General features: G+C 71.2%; 23 protein-coding genes. 8 read left to right on the top strand and 15 right to left on the bottom strand.

All coding sequences use genetic code 11. The annotated features are described in order from the left end of the window. The first annotated feature begins 104 nt into the window (after positions 1–104). The 3 genes from MRBLMI12_RS10025 to MRBLMI12_RS10015 all read left to right on the top strand — a co-directional run bounded on the left by MRBLMI12_RS10025 (position 105) and on the right by MRBLMI12_RS10015 (position 2,225). On the top strand, positions 105–242 hold the full coding sequence (locus MRBLMI12_RS10025; protein ID WP_204260058.1) for a hypothetical protein: 138 nt from the start codon (positions 105–107) through the stop codon (positions 240–242). 156 nt (positions 243–398) lie between these two features. Beyond that, positions 399–1,205 (top strand): hypothetical protein, encoded by an 807-nt coding sequence (locus tag MRBLMI12_RS10020; RefSeq protein WP_363356229.1) that lies wholly within the window; start codon positions 399–401, stop codon positions 1,203–1,205. A 39-nt stretch (positions 1,206–1,244) separates the two neighbouring features. Next, positions 1,245–2,225, top strand: coding sequence for a hypothetical protein (locus tag MRBLMI12_RS10015; protein WP_363356227.1), 981 nt, complete (start codon positions 1,245–1,247; stop codon positions 2,223–2,225). 30 nt (positions 2,226–2,255) lie between these two features. Here the strand turns inward: MRBLMI12_RS10015 and MRBLMI12_RS10010 are convergent, their stop codons facing one another. Genes MRBLMI12_RS10010 through MRBLMI12_RS09990 form a run of 5 tightly spaced genes read right to left on the bottom strand, consistent with a single transcriptional unit; the run spans position 2,256 to position 7,618 of the window. Next, positions 2,256–3,323, bottom strand: coding sequence for a 1-acyl-sn-glycerol-3-phosphate acyltransferase (locus MRBLMI12_RS10010; RefSeq protein WP_363356224.1), 1,068 nt, complete (start codon positions 3,321–3,323; stop codon positions 2,256–2,258). After that, complete coding sequence (locus MRBLMI12_RS10005; protein ID WP_363356222.1) at positions 3,323–4,297, bottom strand: patatin-like phospholipase family protein; 975 nt, start codon at positions 4,295–4,297, stop codon at positions 3,323–3,325. Before MRBLMI12_RS10005 ends, MRBLMI12_RS10010 begins: the two co-directional genes overlap by 1 nt. A gap of 47 nt (positions 4,298–4,344) precedes the next feature. Then, complete coding sequence (locus MRBLMI12_RS10000) at positions 4,345–5,232, bottom strand: glycine betaine ABC transporter substrate-binding protein (protein WP_363356220.1); 888 nt, start codon at positions 5,230–5,232, stop codon at positions 4,345–4,347. A gap of 20 nt (positions 5,233–5,252) precedes the next feature. Continuing rightward, positions 5,253–6,245, bottom strand: coding sequence for an ABC transporter permease (locus tag MRBLMI12_RS09995; protein ID WP_363356218.1), 993 nt, complete (start codon positions 6,243–6,245; stop codon positions 5,253–5,255). Continuing rightward, positions 6,242–7,618 (bottom strand): quaternary amine ABC transporter ATP-binding protein, encoded by a 1,377-nt coding sequence (locus MRBLMI12_RS09990; protein WP_363356216.1) that lies wholly within the window; start codon positions 7,616–7,618, stop codon positions 6,242–6,244. The genes MRBLMI12_RS09995 and MRBLMI12_RS09990 overlap by 4 nt, the downstream gene beginning before the upstream one ends. A gap of 381 nt (positions 7,619–7,999) precedes the next feature. On the opposite strand from MRBLMI12_RS09990, the gene MRBLMI12_RS09985 reads away from it, so the two are divergent. Genes MRBLMI12_RS09985 through MRBLMI12_RS09975 form a run of 3 tightly spaced genes read left to right on the top strand, consistent with a single transcriptional unit; the run spans position 8,000 to position 9,998 of the window. Beyond that, positions 8,000–8,392, top strand: a complete 393-nt coding sequence (locus MRBLMI12_RS09985; RefSeq protein ID WP_363356214.1) for a GntR family transcriptional regulator — start codon at positions 8,000–8,002, stop codon at positions 8,390–8,392. Further along, complete coding sequence (locus MRBLMI12_RS09980; RefSeq protein WP_363356212.1) at positions 8,389–9,306, top strand: ABC transporter ATP-binding protein; 918 nt, start codon at positions 8,389–8,391, stop codon at positions 9,304–9,306. Before MRBLMI12_RS09985 ends, MRBLMI12_RS09980 begins: the two co-directional genes overlap by 4 nt. Next, positions 9,303–9,998 (top strand): hypothetical protein, encoded by a 696-nt coding sequence (locus MRBLMI12_RS09975; RefSeq protein ID WP_363356210.1) that lies wholly within the window; start codon positions 9,303–9,305, stop codon positions 9,996–9,998. Before MRBLMI12_RS09980 ends, MRBLMI12_RS09975 begins: the two co-directional genes overlap by 4 nt. Positions 9,999–10,079: 81 nt before the next feature. On the opposite strand, the gene MRBLMI12_RS09970 is transcribed toward MRBLMI12_RS09975, so the two are convergent. Beyond that, the gene (locus MRBLMI12_RS09970; protein ID WP_363356208.1) at positions 10,080–10,373 is read right to left on the bottom strand and encodes a chorismate mutase; all 294 of its coding nucleotides are present in this window, start codon (positions 10,371–10,373) and stop codon (positions 10,080–10,082) included. Positions 10,374–10,506: 133 nt separating this feature from the next. Here MRBLMI12_RS09970 and MRBLMI12_RS09965 point away from each other — a divergent pair, with 133 nt between their 5' ends. Then, positions 10,507–11,709, top strand: a complete 1,203-nt coding sequence (locus MRBLMI12_RS09965) for an AI-2E family transporter (protein ID WP_363356206.1) — start codon at positions 10,507–10,509, stop codon at positions 11,707–11,709. 4 nt (positions 11,710–11,713) lie between these two features. On the opposite strand, the gene MRBLMI12_RS09960 is transcribed toward MRBLMI12_RS09965, so the two are convergent. From MRBLMI12_RS09960 to MRBLMI12_RS09920, 9 genes are read right to left on the bottom strand one after another with little or no spacing between them, the layout of a single operon-like run. Beyond that, positions 11,714–12,604 (bottom strand): ComEA family DNA-binding protein, encoded by an 891-nt coding sequence (locus MRBLMI12_RS09960; protein ID WP_363356204.1) that lies wholly within the window; start codon positions 12,602–12,604, stop codon positions 11,714–11,716. Further along, entirely contained in the window at positions 12,601–13,125 is a 525-nt protein-coding gene (locus tag MRBLMI12_RS09955) for a hypothetical protein (protein WP_363356202.1), read from the bottom strand. Before MRBLMI12_RS09955 ends, MRBLMI12_RS09960 begins: the two co-directional genes overlap by 4 nt. After that, positions 13,122–13,895 carry a 4Fe-4S single cluster domain-containing protein gene (locus tag MRBLMI12_RS09950; protein WP_363356200.1) on the bottom strand — a complete coding sequence of 258 codons (774 nt, stop codon included), beginning with the start codon at positions 13,893–13,895 and terminating at the stop codon, positions 13,122–13,124. Before MRBLMI12_RS09950 ends, MRBLMI12_RS09955 begins: the two co-directional genes overlap by 4 nt. Continuing rightward, positions 13,892–14,107, bottom strand: coding sequence for a DUF2997 domain-containing protein (locus tag MRBLMI12_RS09945; RefSeq protein WP_363356197.1), 216 nt, complete (start codon positions 14,105–14,107; stop codon positions 13,892–13,894). Before MRBLMI12_RS09945 ends, MRBLMI12_RS09950 begins: the two co-directional genes overlap by 4 nt. Before the next feature lie 28 nt (positions 14,108–14,135). Beyond that, the gene (locus tag MRBLMI12_RS09940; RefSeq protein ID WP_363356195.1) at positions 14,136–15,758 is read right to left on the bottom strand and encodes an AAA family ATPase; all 1,623 of its coding nucleotides are present in this window, start codon (positions 15,756–15,758) and stop codon (positions 14,136–14,138) included. A gap of 28 nt (positions 15,759–15,786) precedes the next feature. After that, positions 15,787–16,584, bottom strand: coding sequence for a hypothetical protein (locus MRBLMI12_RS09935; protein WP_363356193.1), 798 nt, complete (start codon positions 16,582–16,584; stop codon positions 15,787–15,789). Continuing rightward, positions 16,584–17,399, bottom strand: coding sequence for a hypothetical protein (locus MRBLMI12_RS09930; RefSeq protein WP_363356191.1), 816 nt, complete (start codon positions 17,397–17,399; stop codon positions 16,584–16,586). The genes MRBLMI12_RS09935 and MRBLMI12_RS09930 overlap by 1 nt, the downstream gene beginning before the upstream one ends. Positions 17,400–17,453: 54 nt before the next feature. After that, a complete protein-coding gene (locus MRBLMI12_RS09925; RefSeq protein WP_363356189.1) occupies positions 17,454–18,647 on the bottom strand; it encodes a lactonase family protein in 1,194 nt (397 codons plus the stop codon). Positions 18,648–18,663: 16 nt separating this feature from the next. Continuing rightward, positions 18,664–19,950: an adenylosuccinate synthase gene (locus tag MRBLMI12_RS09920; protein WP_363356187.1), complete on the bottom strand. Its 1,287-nt coding sequence runs from the start codon at positions 19,948–19,950 to the stop codon at positions 18,664–18,666. Positions 19,951–20,125: 175 nt separating this feature from the next. Here MRBLMI12_RS09920 and MRBLMI12_RS09915 point away from each other — a divergent pair, with 175 nt between their 5' ends. Further along, positions 20,126–21,436 (top strand): diguanylate cyclase, encoded by a 1,311-nt coding sequence (locus MRBLMI12_RS09915; RefSeq protein WP_363356185.1) that lies wholly within the window; start codon positions 20,126–20,128, stop codon positions 21,434–21,436. Positions 21,437–21,538 lie beyond the last annotated feature (102 nt).

The raw sequence follows: 21,538 nt of genomic DNA, 5'->3' as shown, positions 1-21,538 counted from the left end.
CGATCCGAACCTGCTGTTCGGGGCGCATGACGTCCGTTCGGGGCGCGCGATGTGCGCCCCGAACGGGCGCGGTACGCCCCAAACCCGCCCACTAGACTGAGCGCATGGCGCCGGAAGACGACGAGTACAGCGGTTTCAACGACACCCGGCAGCGGCGCGTCAAGATCATCGCGTGGGTGACGATCGTCGCCCTCATCCTCGTCGGCGGCGGCGCCACGGTCTTCGCGCTCCTCTTCGGCTGATCCGTAGCGGGTCGCCCTGCACGGAGTTCGCAGGACATCGCGGATGCCGCAGCCTCCGCCCGCGATCCCGCGAGGTTCGCGCGATTCGGCGACGCCGGTGAAGGTGTCAGGAGATTCCCGGCGACAACCGCGCTATATCGCGATTACCATGGCACCGTGGAGCCGATCCTCCTGATCATGGCGAGCTGGTGGTGGATCGCTCCGGCCGCCGCCGGCGCCGGAGCGGCGACCTATGCCGGCCTGACGACGCGCAGCCGCCGAGCCCGAAGGCTCGAGCTCGATGCCGCGCGCCAGGAGGAATCCCTCGCCTACCGCGAGCTCGTCGCCGCGAAAGCGCGCGTGCGTACCGCGAGCGCCGACATGCTGACCGCGAAGTCCCGCGCCGGCGCCCCCTCGTTCCAGACGGGCGATGCGCGCCGCGAGCTGCTGGCCGCCAAGCAGGCCGAGAAGGCGGCCTCGCTCGCCCTTCGGGCCAGCCGGTCCCGCGTGAAGGCGGGGTACTCCCAGTACCGCGCGGCGACGTCGCACGATCCCCTCCCCATCGACGTGCTGTACGCCGCGCACGACGCGATCAACACCCGCTGGCTCGCCTACGAGACCGATGTCGACAAGGCGCTGGCGTATCCGCAGATGACCGACGTGCGGCATCCCGCGACCCTCGCGTTCCTGCGCGCGCAGCGCGAGGCTCTCGCCAAGCGCCCGACGCTGCGCGAGCGCGCGACGCCCCAGCAGTACCTCGAATACCGCGTGGCGGTGCGCCATCTCGAGTCCACGTTCGACGAGGCCGAGCGCCAGGCCGGAGTCGCCGGAGCGGCGCGCCCCGCGTCGCCCGCGGCGTCGGCCGCCGCCGGGCTCACCGCCGCGGCCGCGGTCATCGCCGAGATCGCCGACCGGCTGCCGACGCTGATCGCACGCATGCCGCCTCCGCGCGCCGGCGATCCGCGCGCTGACAGGGTGCCCTGAGCCCGACACAGCGGCGCACCAGGCGGTTAGCATGACAGAGTGCAGCCGATCCTCGATTTTCTCGGCGACTTCTGGTGGCTGGTCTTTCCTCTGATCGGCGTTGTCGGCATGGTCGGCAACGCCTGGGAGCGTGGTGCCCGCCGGCGCCACCAGCGCCGCATCGAAGTCATGCACGCGAAGGCCGAGCTCAAGGCCGCACAGGCGGCGGCGCGCGGCAAGGCCGTGGCCGCGGCATCCCTCCCACCGATCACCGGTCAGACGGCGGTGCCCGAGCCCACGGCGGCTCCGCGCGAGACCCAGGTCACGCAGCTCGAGCGGCTGTTCGCGACCCATGACGGCGTCACCGCGCGCTGGCTCGAGTACGAGCTCGATGTGGCGAAGATCATCGCCTTCCCGGCGATGAGCGATGGCCGTCAGCCCCTCACCGCAGCGTTCCTCCGTGCCAAGCGCATCGCCGACGGCCTGCGCCCGCCATCGCCGAAGGCGCGCCTGTCGAAGGAGCAGCTGGCCGAGTACCGCAACGCGGTGGCCGACTTCGAGGTGGCCTTCGACGTCGCCGAGCGCGATGCCCGGCGCCTGCGCGACTCGAGCTTCACCGAGGTCGAGCGCAAGCGGCTCGACACCGCGAAGAAGCTCCTCACCGTCGCGATCGACGAAGCAGCCACGCCGGCGGAGCGCCAGCTCGCGTACCGGCGCGTGCGCGAGGAGCTCGACGGACTCCTCTCGATCTCGGACGAGGCGATCGAGGTGCTCGAGAACAAGGTGATGCTCGAACTCGGACCGACCACGTCCACGACGACGGACACCCCCTCCGCGACCACCACGACGGCGCCCCCGGCGTCCGCCCCCGCAGCGCCGCCGGCATCCGCCCCCGCCCCTGCGCCGGAGCCCATCGCCGAGCCGCTCCCCGCGCCGAAGCGCCCGAGCACGACCCCGCCGGCAGCCGCCACGTGGCCCGTGCCGTCACGCGGCAGCGGCGACGCACCCGGTCGGGTGACGCACCCCAAACCCCACCGCTGACCGTTCGAACGCGCTGCGACCTGCGCGCGGTCAGGCGCTGACCTCGGGGTGCGCGTCGATCCAGGCGTCGATGCGGGCGAACCAGTCGAACAGCCACGCGGCGCGGGCATCGAGGTCGTCTGGCACGTCCGCACGGGGCACGCGCCAGGCGCGCATGGTGATGCCCTTGTCCATGGGCAGCTCGCGCCAGATGTCGCGGAGCGTCACGAGGCGGTCGAGGCCGGTGTGGGCGATGAACACGACGTCGGCGTCGGGGGCGGCATCCAGCGCGGCGTGCATGCCGCCCGGCTGCGGCGCCATGACGTGCCGCAGCGCCTCGGCCCGCTCGGCCATCGCCTCCCGCCCGGCGTCGCGCAGACGCTGGATCCGCGAGCGGCGACGAGCGGGGCTGACGTTGCCACCCTCCGGGAAGATGACGAACGCGTCGTCGGGTCCGAGGCCGGTGGCGAGCTCGGCGAGCGCCTCCTCGACCCGCAGACCTCCCCCCGCGTGCCCATGCCCGAAGCCCGACGGCACGATGAACCGCGACGGCACGCGGTGCAGCAGGATGTCGATCGCCGGATCCCACTGCAGTGTGTACTTCAGGACGATGCGCGGCTGGCGGGCGACCTCGTTCAGCAGCGTGTGGATCAGGATGAACGAGTCGCCGGGTCCCCCGTGGCGACTGGCGACGACGAGCGGCGTGCCGGGAGTGAAGAGCCGGTCGAAGGCGGCCCGGCCCGGCGCCGCCGCCCCTTCATCGGACCCCGTCGTGGTGATCGTGAGCCGCAGCACGCCCCCGAGGATCCGGAACAGCACCCGCAGTCCCCAGCCGCCGAGGCGGTAGTGGGCGGCCACGAAGCCCGGGCGCCGGAGCGCATATCCGAAGCCCGATGCGATCCACAGCCCGAACATCGCGACGACGAGCATCGCGTCCCAGAGCAGGTAGACGGTCACGAGCCAGAGAACGCGCGGGAGCCGGAACCGCCCGGGCACCAACGACGTGAGAGCCAGCGCGAGGATCAGCCAGATCGGCGTGAGCACCAGCATGACGACGGCCACGACGATCACCAGGGGCGCCAGAAGGATGCGGCGCACCCAGGTCCGCGGCACGCCCATCAGTCCGCAGCCTCGCCGCGGGCGGCGTCCTCGCCCCGCGAAGCTTCGCCGTGCGCAGCCCCACCGCGGGCGGCGCCCTCACCGCGGGCGGCGCCCTCACCGCGGGCGGCGTCGCGCTCGGCCGGCGGCTGGCCGCCGAGCCCCCGGTCGCCGAGGCCGCGCTCGGCGAGGAACGTCAGGCTCGCGTCGTATGCGGCGTCGATGCGCCGGCGGACGGTGTCCATGCGGCGGTACGACATCAGTGCGTCGCCGCCGTCGATCCCGCCGCCGCTGGGCAGCACGTGGAGGGCGACGCCCTCGGGCAGCGTCGCGACGTCGCGCGCGAACCGGTGGCGGCGGGCGATCTCGAAGGCCACGCGCGCGGTGTCCACCGCCGACTGCGGCGCGACGAGCGGCGTCTCGATGCGGCCGACCTGCAGCACGAAGACGGTGCGGGCTCCGGCATCCACCGCCTGAGCGATCGGGATCGAGTTCACGATGCCGCCGTCGATGAAGTGCTCGTCGCCGATGCGCGTCGGGGGCAGGAGGCCCGGCACCGACGCCGACGCGAGGATCGCCTCGATCAGCGGGCCCGACTCGAACACGTGCTCGGCGGCGCGCTCGATGCTCGCGGCGACCACGCGCAGGGGCACCGGGAGGTCCTCGAAGCGGGTGTCGGCGCCCAGCGACCGCTCGAGCAGGTGTCGCAGCGGCGCCGGTGAGTTCAGGTGCGTCTTCGTCTTCACGAGCCGGGTGAACTGCGCGAAGAGCGAGTCGCCGTAGACGGCGTTCGCCTCGGGGGAGGTCCACGCGTCGAGCAGGCGCTCGATCACGGCGGGCGTCGGGTCGCTCGCGACGAGCGCGCCGTTGATGGCGCCGATCGAGGTGCCGACGACGAGGTCGGGACGGATGCCGGACTCGAGGAGCGCCCGCAGCATGCCGATCTCGACGGCGCCGCGGACGCCCCCACCGCCGAGAACGAACGCCACCGTCATGCCCACACCCTATTTCGGGTGCGGGGCCGCGGCAGGGATTCCCGGGGTCAGCGGGTGAGGCCGTCGACCCAGTCCCGGTTGTCGGCGATCCACTCCGCCACGACGGGGCCGTAGTCGTCGCCATCGTACGCGCCGAACATGGCGTCCTCGAGGGAGTACAGCAGCTCGTTGTCCATCCGGAAGTCCTCGAGCCAGCGCGAGACCTCGGGCTGCTCCTCGGCGAACGCGGTCGAGGTGACCGTGTGGATGCCCTCGGCGTCGCCGAGCAGGCCGTCGGGGTCTTCGAGGTCCTTGATCGGGAACGCGTTGTACGCCCAGTGCGGGCGCCACAGAGTGACGGCGACGTCGCGTCCGGCATCCGTCGCGGCCTGCAGCTCGGTGAGCATCGCCGGGGTGGACGCCGTCACGAAGTCCATGCCCTCCAGGCCGTACCCGGGAATGACGTCGTCCTGGGTCACGGTGACGAGGCCGGATCCGGCCTCGATGCCGACCAGCCGGTTGCCGAACAGGTCGGCGTTGGCGGCGAGCTCGGTCAGCGAGTCGATCGGGGCGTCCTCGTTCACCGCGATGGTGAGCTTCGCCTCGTCGTTCCAGGCACCCAGGTCGACGAGGTCGTCGCCGTAGGTGTCCATGTAGTCGGCGTGCGTGAGTGGCAGCCAGGTGTCGAGCGTCAGGTCGTAGTCGCCCTGCGCGATTCCCGTGTAGGCCGCCGCGGGGTCGGCGTAGGCGAGGTCGACGGTGTACCCCTCTTCCTCGAGCACGGCCTTCCACAGCTCGGACGCGGCGATGCCCTCGTCCCAGCCGTTGAAGACGGCGATGGTCAGGTGGCCCTTGCCGGCAGTCCCCGCGCCGGTCTGCGCGAGGGCGCCGGTCACGAGCAGCCCGGCGGTCCCCGCCAGGGCGATGCCTGCGGCGATGATGCGTCGCGTGATCATGTCAGTCCTCTCGGGTCGGGTCAGACGTGGGCGGGCTCGGGCCGCGCGGAGGGCGCGTCGTCGGGGACGGATGCCGGGCCTGCTGTCGCGGGACCCTCGGCGTCGACGGACCCCCGGCGCGCGGCATCCGTCTCCACATCCGGTGTTCCACTCACGACGGCACCGGCGCGGCGAGCCGTCCGCGGGCGCGGCGTGGAGAAGCCGGACGTGACGCGGTCGAGGATCATCGCGAGGATCACGACGGACAGGCCGGCTTCGACGCCGAGCCCGATGTCGATGCGGCTGAGGCTCTGCACCACCTGGCCGCCCAGCCCGCCCGCGCCCACCATGCCGGCGATGACGACCATCGACAGGCTCAGCATGATCACCTGGTTGACGCCCGCCATGATGCTCGGCAGGGCCAGCGGCAGCTGGATCTGGCGCAGGATGCGCCCGGGCGAGGCGCCGAACGCGTGACCCGCCTCGACGATCTCGGGGTCGACGCCGCGGATGCCGAGCTCGGTCAGGCGCACGCCGGGAGCGAGGGCGAACACGATGGTCGCGACCATGCCGGGAACGGGCCCGACGCCGAAGATCAGCATCGCCGGGATCAGGTAGACGAACGCGGGCATCGTCTGCAGGAAGTCGAGGACGGGGCGCAGCGCCGCCGATACGCGGTCGTTGCGCGCCGCCCAGATGCCGAGGGGAACCGCGATGGCGATCGCCACCGCGGCGGCGAGGATCACCAGGGCGAGCGAGTCCATCGCGTTCGACCACTGCCCTACCGCGACGATGACGAGCAGTCCGACAACGCTGCCGATGGCGAGCAGCATGCCCTTCGACCAGTATGCGAATGCGGCGATCACGAGGATCACGACCCAGAACGGCGGGGTCGACAGGGACGCGTCGAGCCAGCCGTAGAGGCCGTTGAAGACGAGGGCGACGACGTCGAAGAAGCCGCCGAGCACGTCGATCATCCAGCGGACGGCGGTCTCGACCACATCGCCCAGCGGAAGGCGGAAGACATCGTTCATCGTGCGGCTCCCTCGGTCGTGGCGCGGGCATCGGTCACAGGGCGGCCTCCGGGTTCGGCGACCATCGTCGGTGAGGCCGGGCGGGACGCCCGCGCCGCGGTCGCGGGCTGCTCGACCGCCGCGAGCGTCTGCGTGATCTCGCTCGCCGGCACCGTGGCCGGCAGGTCGATGACCGGGTTCTCGCGGGTGACCGGCGGCACGTTGCCGAGAGCGGCGAGCAGGGTCACGCGGGGGATGGCGCCCACGAGCCGGCCGGCGTCGTCGACGACCGCGACCGGCACCGGACGCTCCACTGCCCGCTCGACGACATCCGTCAGCGGGTCGTCGACGTGCACCGCCGCGTGGGCGGTGTGCACGATCGCGCGAAGGTCCGTCCGACCGTCCTTGACGGCCCGGATCACCGCGCGATCGGTCACCGTGCCGAGGAACCTGCGGTTCTCGATGACCGACACGGATCCGACCTGCAGGTCGCGCATCACCCGCAGCGCTCCGCGCACGCCGGCGCTCACCGGCGTGGTCGCGGCGGGCGGCGCCATCACCGAGCCGGCGGTGAGCACGCGTGCCCGGTCGACATCCTGCACGAACTGCGCGACGTAGTCGTTCGCCGGGTCGGTGAGGATCTCCTCCGGCGTCCCGTTCTGGACGATGCGGCCGTCACGCATCACGGCGATGCGGTCGCCGAGGAACATCGCCTCGTTGAGATCGTGCGTGATGAACACGATGGTGCGTCCGAGCTCGCGCTGCAGCTCGATGAGCTGCTCCTGCATCTCGCGCCGGATGAGCGGGTCGAGGGCCGAGAACGCCTCGTCCATGAGCAGGATGTCGGTGCCCGAGGTGAGCGCCCGGGCCAGGCCCACGCGCTGACGCATGCCCCCCGAGAGCTCGTCGGGCATCGCGTCGGCACGGTCGCCGAGCCCGACCTTGCCGAGGATCTCTCGCGCCCGCTCGCGCCGCTCGTCGCGCCCGACGCCCTGGATCTCGAGCGCGTAGGCGGCGTTGTCGAGCACCGTCAGGTGGGGCAGCAGCGCGAAGTGCTGGAACACCATCGAGACGGAACGCTGGCGGATGCCGCGCAGGGCCTTCGCCGAGCCCTTCGTGACGCTCTGCCCCTGCACGAGCACCTCGCCCGCCGTGGGCGGGAGCAGTCCGTTGAGCATGCGCAGCACGGTGGACTTGCCGGAGCCGGAGAGCCCCATGATGACGAAGATCTCTCCCGGCTGGACGGTGAAGCTCGCGTCGATCACGGCGGCCGAGCCGGCGTCCGCGACGTCGGCGCGCGTCGCGCCGGTGCGGAGGCGCCGGACGGCGTCCTTGGGGTTTCGTCCGAAGACCTTGAAGAGGCCCTTCGCCTCGATGGCAGGAGGAAGCGTCACTGTGTGCACCTCGGCAGCTTCCGTGCAGAAGCTGCAGCGGTTGCGCCCGGGTGGCGGCCGTACACGCAGCGGATGTCGGATCCGCGCTCCGGCCGCCGACCATACGCTCACCGGTCTGGCGCCCCGTGAGGGCGTCACCCGTGACCGCGGACTGGTCGGGAACAGCCCCATGAGGGGCCTGATCCACCGTTTCACGACGGCCGCGAGCGGGCAAATTGGACAGCCATCGGCGCTTTAGGTAGGTCGCGCACGCGTGATAACACGGCTCGCGCGGTGGCCGGGCCGTGAAGCTGACGGACGGGTGGCGCCTCGGGGCACTTGACATACCGGCCGCTTCAATGGTTAGTTACTCAAGTAAGTAACCAACTCACCGGGAGCGACGTGATCGAAGAAGGCCGGGCGCTGTTCGTCCAGATCGCCGAAAGCGTGGAGGACTCGATCATCGACGAGTCCCTCGCCGAGGAGGCACAGGCCCCGTCGACGAACGAGCTCGCCGCGTTCTACCGAATCAACCCCGCCACCGCCGCGAAGGGAATCGCCATGCTGACCGACAAGGGCGTGCTGTACAAGCGCCGCGGCATCGGCATGTTCGTCGCGCCGGGCGCGCGCGACCTGCTGCTCGCCGAGCGCCGGAGCGCTTTCGCCGACCGCTTCGTCGACCCGCTGCTGGCCGAGGCCCGCAAGCTCGGGCTCGGGCCCGACGACCTCGCACTGCTCATCCGCGACCGCGCCTCGGGACGCGGCACGACCACGACAGAAGGGAACCCACGATGACGACCGGGACGCACGTCATCGAGGTGAAGAATCTCACCAAGCGCTACCGCGACACCGTCGCGGTGGACGACGTGAGCTTCACCATCGAGAGGAACACGATCTACGGCCTGCTCGGCCGCAACGGAGCCGGCAAGACGACCGTCATGTCGATTCTGACGGCGCAGAACTTCGCCACCAGCGGCGAGGTGCGCATCTTCGGCGAGCAGCCGTACGAGAACGCGCGCATCCTCAGCCGCATGTGCTTCGTGCGCGAGAGCCAGAAGTACCCCGACGACGCGCTTGCGAAGCACGCCTTCGCCACCGCCCGCCTGTTCTTCCCGAACTGGGACGAAGAGCTCGCGCAGCGATTGATCGAGGACTTCCAGGTGCCGTCCAAGACGCGGATCAAGAAGATGTCCCGCGGGCAGATCTCCGCTGTCGGTGTGATCATCGGCCTCGCCGCCCGCGCGGAGATCACGTTCTTCGACGAGCCGTATCTGGGCCTCGACGCCGTCGCCCGCCAGATCTTCTACGACCGGCTGCTGGAGGACTACACCGAGCACCCCCGCACGATCATCCTCTCGAGCCACCTGATCGACGAGGTGTCCAACCTCATCGAGCGTGTGCTCGTGATCGACCGCGGCCGCATCCTGATGGACGAAGAGACGGATGCCGTGCGCGGCCGTGCCGCCAACATCGTCGGCGACACGGCCGCCGTCGACGCCTTCGTCGCCGGTCGCGAGATCATCCACCGCGAGTCCCTCGGCCACGTGGCCTCGGTCACCGTGCTCGGGCCGCTCACCGCGGACGACCACTCACAGCTCGCCGCGGCGGGCCTCGACATTGCGCCGGTATCGCTGCAGCAGCTGATCGTGCGCACCACCCAGCGAGCGTCCGCCGAAGCGGCCGCCGCCGATGAAGGAGCTCTGCGATGAACCGCACCGTCAATGTCGTGCGCATGCAGCTGATCAACAAGCAGACCTTCGTCTGGGTACCGCTGATCGTGCTCGGCGCCTCGTTCGCGATCACGATCGCGATCTACGCGATCCTCGCCAGCTCGGGCCTGCCCGGACCGTTCTACGGCGGTGGCTCGCAGGCACCTCTCTGGGTGCTGCTGTTCGTGGGGATCTCGTCGCTGACCCTGACGTTCCCGTTCTCGCAGGCGATGAGCGTGACCCGCAGGGAGTTCTTCCTCGGCACGATGCTCGCCGCCGCGATGTGCGCCGTGCTGCTGGCCGCGGTCTTCGCCGTCGGCGGCATGATCGAGGAGGCGACGAACGGCTGGGGCCTCAACGGGTACTTCTTCGCCCTGGACTGGGTGGTCGCGGAGGGCCCGCTCGTGGCGGCGTTCTTCTACTTCGTCCTGGCGCTGCTCATCTTCATGCTCGGATTCTGGTCGGCGACCGTGTACAAGCGGTCCGGAGCCATGGTGCTGACGATCATCTGGTCGGGCGTCGGCCTGCTCCTGGTCCTCGCGGTCTGGGCGATCACCCGCTTCGAGATGTGGACCGACGTGATCTCGACGATCGTCCAGCAGGGACCGGCCGGGTTCGCCGCCTGGGGCCTGCTCGTGACCGTGCTGCTCGGCGGGATCTCGTACCTGACGCTGCGGCGCACCGTCCCCTGATCGCCGGCGACGAGGAACGGATGCCCCGACCCCGCGCTCGCGCCGGGTCGGGGCATCCGTCGCTCCGCCGCCGTCAGCGACTCAGCGACTGTCGGCGGCCTCGGTGTGGTGGCGGATGACCTCGGCGACGATGAAGTTGAACCACTTCTCGGCGAAGGCGGGGTCGAGGTCGGCCTCTTCGGCGAGACGCCGCAGGCGCGCGACCTGCTGCTCCTCGCGGGCCGGGTCGGACGCGGGCATGCCGTGGTCGGCCTTCAGATGACCCACCTGCTTCGTCGCCTTGAAGCGCTCGGCGAGCAGATACACCAGGGCGGCGTCGATGTTGTCGATGCTGCTGCGCAGCCGCGCCAGCGTCGTCGTGGGATCTTCGGTCATGGCGGTCCTCCTCGCCCCTCGACGATACCCGAGCGGTGCGGCCCGGCACGCCGCCCGGCGGGCGTCGCACGATCAGGGTGAAATCGCCGGGCCGGCGTGTGCGGGGGGCCGCCCCGCCCCTAGAGTGTGACGCATGACCGACCCCTCGTCCTCGCTCGGCGCGACCGCCGCCGAAGCCGCCGAACCCCTGGCCGCGGCCCCGGCAGCCGGCACCGACGCTGCCGCGGTCGTCGTGAGCGACCATCCAGCCACGTTCACCGTCGCCGACAACCAGCAAGGTCGGCCCTTCTGGGCGAGGCTCGACAACCCTTTCGCCGCTGGGCTGCTGCTGACACTCGGCGGATTGGTCGCGCTCCTCCTCGGCATCGCCCTCACCAACATCTCGACCATCCTCGTCTACATCGGACTGGCGATGTTCGCCGCCCTGGGCCTGGATCCGGTGGTCAAGTGGCTGGGCAGGCACGGGGTCAAGCGTGGGTGGGCGATCGCCATCATCTTCCTGACCGGCGCCATCCTCGGCGTCGGTCTCATGATGCTCGTCGTGCCGACCCTGGTCGCCCAGATCGGCCAGTTCGTCACCGGCATCCCCGACACCCTCGACAACTTCCAGAAATCCGACTTCTTCCAGTGGCTCGAGGGGATCTTCGGCACCGGGCTGAACTCGCTGGTGACCGACGCCGAGAAGTGGATCACCAACCCGGCGAATATCGCGGCGATCTCCGGCGGTGTGCTGAAGGTCGGCGCCGGCATCGCCACGGCTATCTCCGGTGGCCTGATCATCGTCGTCCTCACCCTGTACTTCGTCGCTTCGCTTCCCGGCATCAAGAACTCGCTGATGCAGTTCGCGCCGGCACGCCGGCGCCCGGGCGTGCGGGCCATGACCGACCAGATCACCGACTCCGTCGGGGGATACCTCATGGGAATGGTCATCCTGGCGTTCTTCAACTCCGTGGTCGCAACTCTCCTGCACTTGGTGCTGGGGCTGCCGTATCCGCTGCTGATGGGCGTGCTCGCCTTCTCGATCACGATCATCCCCCTGATCGGACCCGTGCTGTACTGGATCGTCGCGACCGTCATCGCCCTGTTCACGAGCCCGCTCGCGGCGCTGATCTTCGCCATCTGCTACTTGATCTACATCCAGATCGAGGCCTACGTGCTCACCCCGAAGGTCATGAACAAGGCCATCGAGATCCCCGGCTCGCTCGTCGTGATCGGCGCGCTCATCGGTGGCACTCTGCTCGGCTTCATCGGGGCGCTCGTCGCGATCCCGGTGACGGCGTCGATCCTGCTGATCATCAAACAGGTCTTCTTCAAGAAGCAGGACGCGAAGGTCTGACGCGTCAGTAGTCGACGCGCCGGCCGAAGCGGCGTTCGCCGCGCGGGCGAGGAGAGCACGTGGCGGCGCGGCGCAGCCGCACGATCTCGTGCGGCTGGAGGCCGACGGTCTCGCCGAAGTCCTCGACGGAGGTGAAGCCGCCCTGCGCCTCGCGCTCCTTCACCGCGCGCCGGGCCCGTGATCGCGTCATGCCCGGCAGGTCTTCCAGCTCGGCGGCGGTCGCCGTGTTGACGTCGACCGGCTCGGCCGGCGGGGCGGCCTCCTCACGCGCGGCGATCATGTCGTCGCTCGAGGCGCCCACCGCCGACGCGAGTTCGACCGTGTCGTCGGATGCCGCCTGCGACGCGGCGTCGGCCTCGGCGGCGGCCTCCGCCTCCGCGGCCTTCGCCGCGGCAGCCTTCGCCGCGGCAGCCTTCGCCGCGGCAGCACGTGCGGCAGCCGCCCGGGAGCGCCGTGACGACCGCGCCGAGGGCCTTTTCGCGGTGCTCGCGCTTCGGCTCGTGCGCGATGCCGTCCCCGACGAGCGGCTCGCCGCCCCGCCGAACGACGCGGCGCCCGCCTGCTCCGCGCGGTCGAGACGCCGCTGCCACATGGTGCGCAGCCATCCCGGGTTCACCATGAGCGCGACGAGCATGCCCGAGAGGTACACGATCGCGCGGACGAGCGGCTGCCACTGACCCCAGATCTCGAGGCTGACGAGGATCGCTGCGGCGCCCCACACCACCCCGAGGATGATGAGGCGCCGGCTGCGCGAGGCCACCCCGATGATCGAGAATCCGAGCCACGTCACGATCGGCCCGGGGACGACCGTCAGCAGCATCCACGAGCTCATGCCGAGCATCCAGCCGATGCTGGGCGCATCGTCGGCGGCCTTCGCGCGGGTGGTGCTGCTCATGCGTAGTCCTTCACATCGAGCACCATCGTGACGGTGTCTTCGTCGTCGCGCGTCTCGGAGACGAGCTCGAAGCCGGCGGATGCCGCGCGCTCGCGGATGCGCGCCGCGACCGTCTGCTGCACGCGCAGCGCGTAGGCGGCGTCCAGCTTCTCGACGAGCAGCGCGGCATCCGTCTCGGCGAGCTCCAGACCATCGGCGCGGTGGAAGTGCGCCGCCCACACCCCCTCGGCCGACCGCGTCATCGCGAGTTCGACGCCGTCGATCATGGCGGTGAGGCCGTCGCCGTCCTGCACGACGTCGGTCGCGCCGATGTCGCGGAGTGCATCTGCGAGCAGGTCGGGATCCTTCATGCGCGTGCGCACCGACACCGGCCGCGGGCCGTCCTCGCCGGCGGCATCCGTCTCGGCGCGGTCGCCGCCGCGGACTCCGCCAGTCTGGGCGAGCGCGCCGATGCCTCCCGCGGCAGTGATCGCTGTGACGGCGGCGAGCGCCGCGGGGATCAGGATCAGCGACACGCTCATCGCGCGGCCTCCGCTCTCGTTCGTTCGTGTGCGCCCGCCGCGATCTGAGCGGGACTGTCGGCCCGCGGACCCAGGTCGTCCAGCAGGGCGGCGAGCGCGGCATCCGTCGCCCATCCGTTCACCGCGACCGTGCCGTCACGGGAGATCCGCACCTCGAGCCGGTCCGCGCCGCCCTCGGCGGCGATGCGGTGAACCTCGTCGGCGTACCGGTCGGTGAGCGCGCGGATGCCCTGGTTGCGCGAGCCCACCCACGGGCGTTCGCGGTCGGGCAGATCGCGCAGGTACGGTCCGTCGCAGAGCAGGTCGGTCGCCTCCAGCAGGGCCGCGACGTCGTCGCGGCCCGCCCCCGCCCATGCGGTGAGGCGGTCGAGCGGGTACCCGGTGAACGTCATGACGCCCAGGCCCCCTTCACGGAAGACCCGGGCGACGGATGCCGCGGCCCCGGCCTGGTCGAACGGCTCGCCGCCGAGCAGGGTCACGCCCTCCGCACCAGCGGCCGCCGCGCCCACGACCCAGTCCTCGGCGATCGCGCGCGCATCGGTGACCACACCGCCGCGGTCGGCCCACAGCTGCGGGTTGAAGCACGCGGGGCAGTGCACGGCGCATCCCTGCAGCCACACGGCCGCGCGCACTCCCGGGCCCTCGGCCGCGGTGGCGGGCAGGAACCGTGACCACCGCAACGTCTCGGCTGCCCGCCGGACAGGCGCGACGGCGCCGAGGAGCGAGGCCTCGCCCCCTCGACCCGGTGATTCCGCGCGGACCTGGATCATGGGGCGCCGTCCGTCTGCTCGGCTTCGAGCCGGGTGACGCCGTGCACCGCCGCGCTCGTGTAGTCCTCGGTGAAGCGCGACGAGACGGTCTCGGCATCCAGCAGCGCCTCGAGCGCCTCGATGTGGTCGAGGCACTCCGGTCCGTGCATGCCGATGGTCTCCGCATCGACGGTGCCATCGGCGCGGAGCCTCACCACGAGCTGCTTCGCCATGCTCTCGTCATCCTTCCGTCGTCGTCGATCAGTAATCGACCGTGCGGCCGCCGCGGCGCGACGACAGCGCACCCTCGGTGACGGCGCCGGTCAGCTCGGCGGAGTCCAGGTCCTCGGTGCCGGTGGCGCGCACCGCGCGCTCGGTCGCCCATGTGCGGATGCGCTGCACCTCCTCGGCCTGCGTCACGGCGAGAGGGATCATCGTATCGACCACCTGCCGCACCCCCGCGGCGGTCACCTCTCCGCGCGCGCTGAACCCTTCGTACAGCGCCGAGACCACCGACTGCTCGATCTCGGCGCCGGAGTGGTTCTCACTCGCGGCGACGAGCGCGGCGACGGCGTCGGCGTCCGCTGCCACGGCTTCCAGACCGTTGGCGTCGGTCGCGCGGGCACGCAGCTGCAGGCGCCAGATGACCTCGCGCTCGTGGGAGGTGGGCAGGTCCACGAAGAAGATCTCGTCGAAGCGGCCCTTGCGCAGGAACTCCGGCGGGAGGGCGTCGATGTTGTTGGCCGTCGCGACGACGAAGACCGGATGCCGCTTCTCCTGCATCCACGTGAGGAAGGTGCCGAACACGCGCGCCGTCGTACCCGAGTCGCCCTGGCCGGTCGTGTTCGAGAAGCCCTTCTCGATCTCGTCGACCCACAGCACGCACGGGGCGACGGCTTCGGCGGTCGCGATCGCGGTGCGCAGGTTCTGCTCGCTCGACCCGACGAGCCCCGAGAAGATGCGACCGATGTCGAGCCGCAGCAGGGGGAGCCCCCATGAGGCCGCCGTCGCCTTGGCGGTGAGCGACTTGCCGCAGCCGGGCACGCCGGTGATGAGCACGCCCTTCGGGGCCGGAAGGCCGTACGCGCGGGCGTCGCCGAGCCACGAGCCGTCGCGTCGCGACAGCCAGCGCTTGAGGTTGTTGAGCCCGCCGACGTCGTCCAGGTCGATGTCGGCCTGCACGAACTCCAGCACCCCGGACTTGCGCACGACCTGGCGCTTCTCGTCGAGCACGATCGGCACGTCGAGCGCCGACAGGCTCCCGTCGTTCACCATCGCGCGGGCGAAGGCGTTCTCGGCCTCGGCCATCGACAGGCCGAGCGCCGCGTGCACGAGCTGCTCGCGCGCGGCGTCATCGGCATCCACCCGGATCCGGCCCTCGCCCGACGCGTTGTTGTCGATCATCGTCTCGAGGAGCTCCCGGATCTCGGCCGCGGTCGGCAGCGGGAAGTCGAGGAGGTGCGTGACCTCGTCGAGCTCGGGCGGGATGACGCGGACAGGGGCCGTGATCACGAGCGTCCGTGACACGTCGCCGTGACGGAACTCGAGCGCCGTCTCGCGCACCGTGCGCACGAGCGCGGGGTCGCCCGCCCGGTGCTCGCCGCCGAAGTAGGCGTGCAGGTCGCAGAAGACGAACACGCTGGGCGCATCGACCCCCGCGATGTGCTGCAGCGCACGCGCCGGATTCACGGTGTTCGCGACCGACGAGCCGTCGGGGCCGACGAGCCCGAGCGCCGCCGTCCAGGTCCACAGGGCGCGCGGGTGACGCTGCGTCTCGGCGGCATCCGAGATCGCGCCGATCGCCCGCACCTCCTCGCCGGTCTCGATGTACAGCAGCGGAAGGCGCGCCTTGAACGCCTCGGTGAGAGTGTCGGCGAACGTCACGTCTGCTCCTTGTCGGTGGGATGCCGCGTCATGGCGTCGGCGTGGATGTCGGGGTGGTCGAGGGCGCGGGGTCGCCCGCCGGCGTGTCGAGCGTGATCGTCCAGGACCCGTCGCCGGTGTCGGCGTCGACCTGGAACACGACGCGATCCGTGGGCTCCCAGGACGCGCGGACGTCGACCTCGTCGAACTCGTTCACGAGCAGGTCCCATCCGCCGACGGTGACGACGGCGACCATGAACAGGCCGCTCCCGGTGTGCTGGAAGCGCCCGCTCAAGGCGGCTCCCTCGTACATCAGCACCGCGTTGCCCTGACCGGAGGCGGACTCGCCCATCGGCAGCATCTCCGGCGTCGTCACCTCGGCGGTCCAGTCCGTGAGCGACGGTGCGAACCAGAGGAGTCCGTCCTCGTCACCCGGCAGCACCAGGATGTCGGAGTCGGGGTAGAGCGAGCCGAGGTAGCCCGGGTACTGCCACTCCTCGGAGTCGGGATCGAACTCGACGCCCTGCTGCTGGTAGACCCGGACCCAGTCGGCTTCGCCCTCGCCTTCGGGGTTGTCGACCATGAAGAGGGCGGAGTCCGCGTCGATCCGCAGAAAGCCGCCCGCCGCCGTGCCGTGGAGCACGCCGTCGACGATCTCGTACTCCTCAGGCTCGTCGGCGAGCCACGGCGCGTACGCCTCCTCACCGGGGGTGCCGACGTACACCTCGCCCGTCTGCTCGTCGACGGCGACCTGCGGCAGCACGAGGAAGGCGATCACCGCGACGGCGACGGTGCCGACGATCCAGGTCACGAGCGAGAACCGCCGGATGCGCTCCACGCCCGCCATCAGGGGCTCACCGCCGTCGCACTCGGGGCCGGTGCCGGTGTGGGCGTGCCGGTGGCGGCGGGCGCCGGATCGTCGGGGAAGGCGATGGTCCACCCGGCGTCGTCCCACGCGTCGATCACGAACAGCACCGGGTCGCCGTCGGCCCAGGCGATGGAGCGGTCGGTGGGCTCGTTCGCGCTGAAGGCCTCGGTCACGCCCGCCGATGTGACGGTCTCGATGCTCACGCGACCCTCGCCACGCGTGCTGATGCGCGCCGTGGTGGCGGTCGAGCCGAGGACGAACACGGCCGAGCCGATTCCGCTCACCGTGCCCGAGCGCTCCTGGACCGGGGGTGTGGTGATCCTCATGCGCCAGCGCTCGTCGCGGAACCCGTCGATCCAGAGTTCGACGTCGGCCTGCGGCACGATGACCCACTTGCCCTCGGTGGCGATGTACGACTCGAACTCGGCGGGGCCGCCGTACTCACTCTCGGCGAGGATCTCGCCGGCGGGGCCGGTGACCGAGATTCTGCCGACGTACGTGTCGTCGAGCTCGGTGATCAGCAGCGGCTGTGCCGGGTCGAGCCCGTCGAGCGCCACCATCGCGCCGTCGACGCCGCTGTACACCCCGTCGCCCTCGTCGTCGGCGAGCACGGGGTCGGGGTTCAGCCACGGCTCGTACCCGTAGTCGTCGGGCACCGAGACCTCGTCTCCGGCTCCGGGGAGCAGCGCGACGCCGATGAGGAGGATCGCCACGACCCCGAAGATCCACACGAATCCGTTGAACCCGAGCAGACGGCTGCGAGCCGCACTGCTCAGCGTCGTGTTCGAACTCATTCCCGCCTTCCGACCCCGACCAGGCTATACAAACCGCAGGGGGTCGACCGACCGTCAGCGCATCGGCAGGAGGCAGGTCGGCGAGGGCGCGTCGGCGCGGTGCCGCACGCGCCCCGGCACACCGGTGCGCAGGTCGAGCGTGAGCGAGGCGACCTCGTCCGACAGCTGACCGGCGACGAGCAGGATGTCGCGCACCACGACGTGGTGCCGCGGCCAGTCGACGCCGGCGTCGACGAGGGCGACCGGAGCCACCTCGTCGCCGGCGCCGCGAACGCGGAGCGTCGCGAGGGTGTTGCTGCCGCGCACACCGGCGTACACGAACTCGCCGTCGCGCGAGAGAGCCACCTCGGCGGCGCTGTCGCCGGGAAGCGTGCCCGCCCCGAGCGGCGTGCCGCCGACGAGCCGCCAGGTGCCGTCCACCGAGGGTGCGAGCACGAACAGCTCGCACGAGAGCTCGGTCACGACGTAGAGGTGGCCGCTCGGATGCCAGACCATGTGCCGCGGGCCGCTGCCCTTCGGCAGCGTCACCTGCTCCACCGGCCGCAGGCCGCTGCCGCCGTCGCGCCAGAACCGGACGACGTCGTAGCCGAGGTCGGTGGTCGCGATGAGCCCACCGGGGAGGAAGACGGCCTGGTGCGCGCGCGAGGGACGCGCTGCGTCCCCCTCCGCGCCGGTCTCGGCCTGCTCCGCGACGTCGTGATCGGGCACGAGGTGCGCGTACTCGTCGCCGGCGGCTTCCCGCAGGGCGCGGGCGGCGGCGACGAGGTCGATGTCGCCGGCCGAGGCCGGGGCGGAGGCGGCGTCTGGGCCGTACGGGTCGACGGCCGCGGGAGCCGTGACCGGCGAGGAGGGCCGGCCGGCGGCGTCCAGGTCCATCCGGATCACCCGGCCATCGCCCCAGCAGCTCGCGATCAGGAGGCGGCCGTCGGGGGACACTGCGACGTGGCAGACCGCCTCGCCGGCGGGGACGGCGCCGCCGAGCGGGACGAACGTCGCCTCACCCGTGCGGCGGAACGCCTGTACCTGCCGGCGGTTCTCGAGCGCCGCGTAGACGACATCGCCCGGCGTCATCGTCAGCGAGCCGGGGTGCGGTGCTACCCACGACGGCGAGTCGGCGGCGGCGACATCGCCGGCGAACGCGAGCGCGCCACCCGCGGAGTTCTCGTCGGGGGCGCCGGCGAGCAGCATCCCGAGCCCGCTCGCACGGCCGTCCATGTCGGCGGTGTACCCGCCCAGGAGGAATCTCATGTCGGACGGCGGCCGCTCAGTCGACGAGGTCGTGGCGCACGATCACGGCTTCGCGGGACGCGCCGACGCCGATCACCGAGATGCGCGTGCCGCTCATCGCCTCGAGGGCGAGGACGTACTCCTGCGCCTCGAGGGGGAGGTCCTCGAAGGTGCGCGCGCCCGAGATGTCCTGCTTCCAGCCGGGGAAGTACTCGAGGATCGGCACGGCGTGGTGGAAGTCGGACTGGTTCACCGGCACCTCGTCGAAGCGTTGCCCGTCGACGTCGTACGCGACGCACACCGGGATCTGGTCGAGTCCGGTGAGGATGTCGAGCTTCGTCAGCACGAGGTCGGTGATGCCGTTGATGCGAGTCGCGTAGCGCGTGATGGGCGCGTCGTACCAGCCGACGCGGCGCGGGCGGCCGGTCGTGGTGCCGAACTCGAAGCCGCGCGAGCGGAGGAAGTCGCCGTTCTCGTCGAACAGCTCGGTCGGGAACGGGCCCGAGCCGACGCGGGTGGTGTAGGCCTTCACGATGCCGACGATGCGGTCGAGGCGATTCGGGCCGACGCCCGAGCCGGTCGCCGCGCCGCCCGCCGTCGCCGACGACGAGGTCACGAACGGGTAGGTGCCGTGGTCGACGTCGAGCATCGTGGCCTGGCCGCCCTCGAACACCACGACGTCGCCTGCGTCGAGGGCTTCGTTGAGCAGCAGCCCGGTGTCGGCGACCATCGGGCGCAGGCGCTCGGTGTACGACAGCAGGTCGTCGACGATCTCGTCGGCCGTGATCGCGCGGCGGTTGAAGATCTTCACCAGCAGGTGGTTCTTCTGGTCGAGAGCGCCCTCGACCTTCTGGCGCAGGATGTTCTCGTCGAAGAGGTCCTGCACGCGGATGCCGACGCGGTTGATCTTGTCGGCGTAGGCGGGGCCGATGCCGCGCCCGGTCGTGCCGATCTGCCGCTTGCCGAGGAAGCGCTCGGTGACCTTGTCGAGGGTGCGGTGGTACTGCGTGATGATGTGCGCGTTGGCGCTGATCCGCAGGCGCGACGTGTCGAGTCCTCGCGCGTGCAGCGCCTCGAGCTCGGCGAACAGCACCTCGAGGTCGACCACGACGCCGTTGCCGATCACGGCGTTCACGCCGGGAGAGAGGATGCCGGACGGCAGGAGGTGCAGCGCATACTTCTCGTCGCCGATCACGACCGTGTGTCCGGCGTTGTTGCCGCCGTTGAACTTGACCACCCAGTCGGTGCGCTCACCCAGGAGATCGGTGGCCTTGCCCTTGCCCTCGTCTCCCCACTGGACTCCGACGATCACGATGCCTGGCATGGGCTACTCCCCCGTTATCGGACGGTTACACCCCATCCTATCGGGGTGTCCCCGACATGCCTTTCGAGGCGGTCCCCGATGCTCCCGGTCGCGGACGTCCTCGGACGACGCCCGGCGCGGGCGGGCGGTATGGTTCCTGCACCGGCTCCGACGACGGCGCGGGGAGGAGTATGGGGTGGACGAAGGCAGCGCGGAGGCCCTCGCCGTAGGCGTCGTGCGAGTGGATCGGTCGGGCACGATCGCCGCGGCCAACCGGTGGTTCGCGGAGTGGGCCGGGGCTGCAGCGGATGACATGGTCGGCAGGTCGATCGGCGAGTTCCTCATCCACTCCCACGAGGATCTGCTCCCTGCCGATGCCGCACAGGGACCGTGGATGATGCTGCACGCCCGAGAGCGCGACCGGGCGGTCCTGATGACCCGTCAGCGTCGCGGCACCGGTGACGTGCTCATGCTGGCCGAGGCGACCGAGCGGTTCCGCGCGATGATCGATCTGCGCCGGCGGTATGCGCTGGCCGATCGCACCAGGACGCGACTGGAGATCGTGATGGACTCGTCCGTCGCCTTCTCCACCGCCTCGACGGAGCGCTCGCTCGCCGAGATCCTCGCCGACACGACGGCCCGCGCCTATCGCGCCGAGGAGTCGACCGTGCTCCTGCGCAGCCCTGACCGGGCGAGCCGGATCGTCGCCGGACCCGACGTGCTGGGCGGCCGCATCGACGTCGATGCGCTCATCGGGATGGTGGCCGCACCACGGCGGGTCGTGAAGGTGGTCGGCGACGCGGAAGGCGAGCGCCTCGTCCCCGGGCTCGGTGCGGCGATGCGGGACGCTGACGTCCGCGCGTTCATCGCCGCGCCGCTGCACCACGAGGAGGCAGACTTCGGCGCATTCATCAGCTGGTTCCACCACGAGCGCACGTTCGACGACGAAGCCGCTCCGCTGGCCGAGGCCCTCGCCGGTCAGGCCGGCCAAGCGCTCGCCACCCTTCGCCTCCAGGCGCGGCTGGCGCACGCCGCCACGCACGACGAGGTGACGGGGCTGCCGAACCGGCGAGTGCTGGAGAGCCAGATGGACGAGGTCCTGGGCGGCCGCGGCTGCGCGGTGCTGTTCATCGACCTGGACGGCTTCAAGCGTGTGAACGACCTGTTCGGCCATCAGGCCGGAGACAGGATGCTGCGCGACGTGGGCCGGCGACTGCTCACGGCGGTGCGCGCCTCCGATCTCGTCGCCCGGTACGGCGGCGACGAGTTCGTGGTGGTGTGCGAGGTCGGCGAGCCTTCCGACGCGGTCGAGATCGCGGAGCGGATCCTCGACCTCTTCCGCGCCGAGCCGACGGGATCCGCCGCGCCCTTGAGCGCGAGCATCGGGATCGCGGTCGCCTCCTCCGGCAGCGGACTCATGGCCGACCAGCTGCTCCGCCACGCCGACCTCGCGATGTACCGCGCGAAGAGCGCCGGCGGCAACCGGATCGAGCTCGAGCAGGCCTGAGTCCGCGGGGGCGGAGCCGATTCGTTACGCCGTCTGGCGCCGTGAGTCCTCCCGTGTCATCGGGCGCTGGACCGCTGCGCGCACCGAGGGGATCGTGAACCA

This window comes from Microbacterium sp. LMI12-1-1.1 (assembly GCF_040676455.1).
Classification (GTDB): Bacteria; Actinomycetota; Actinomycetes; order Actinomycetales; family Microbacteriaceae; genus Microbacterium.
The sequence above is the reverse complement of the archived record's forward strand: the minus strand, read 5'-3'. Positions and strand labels throughout refer to the sequence as shown.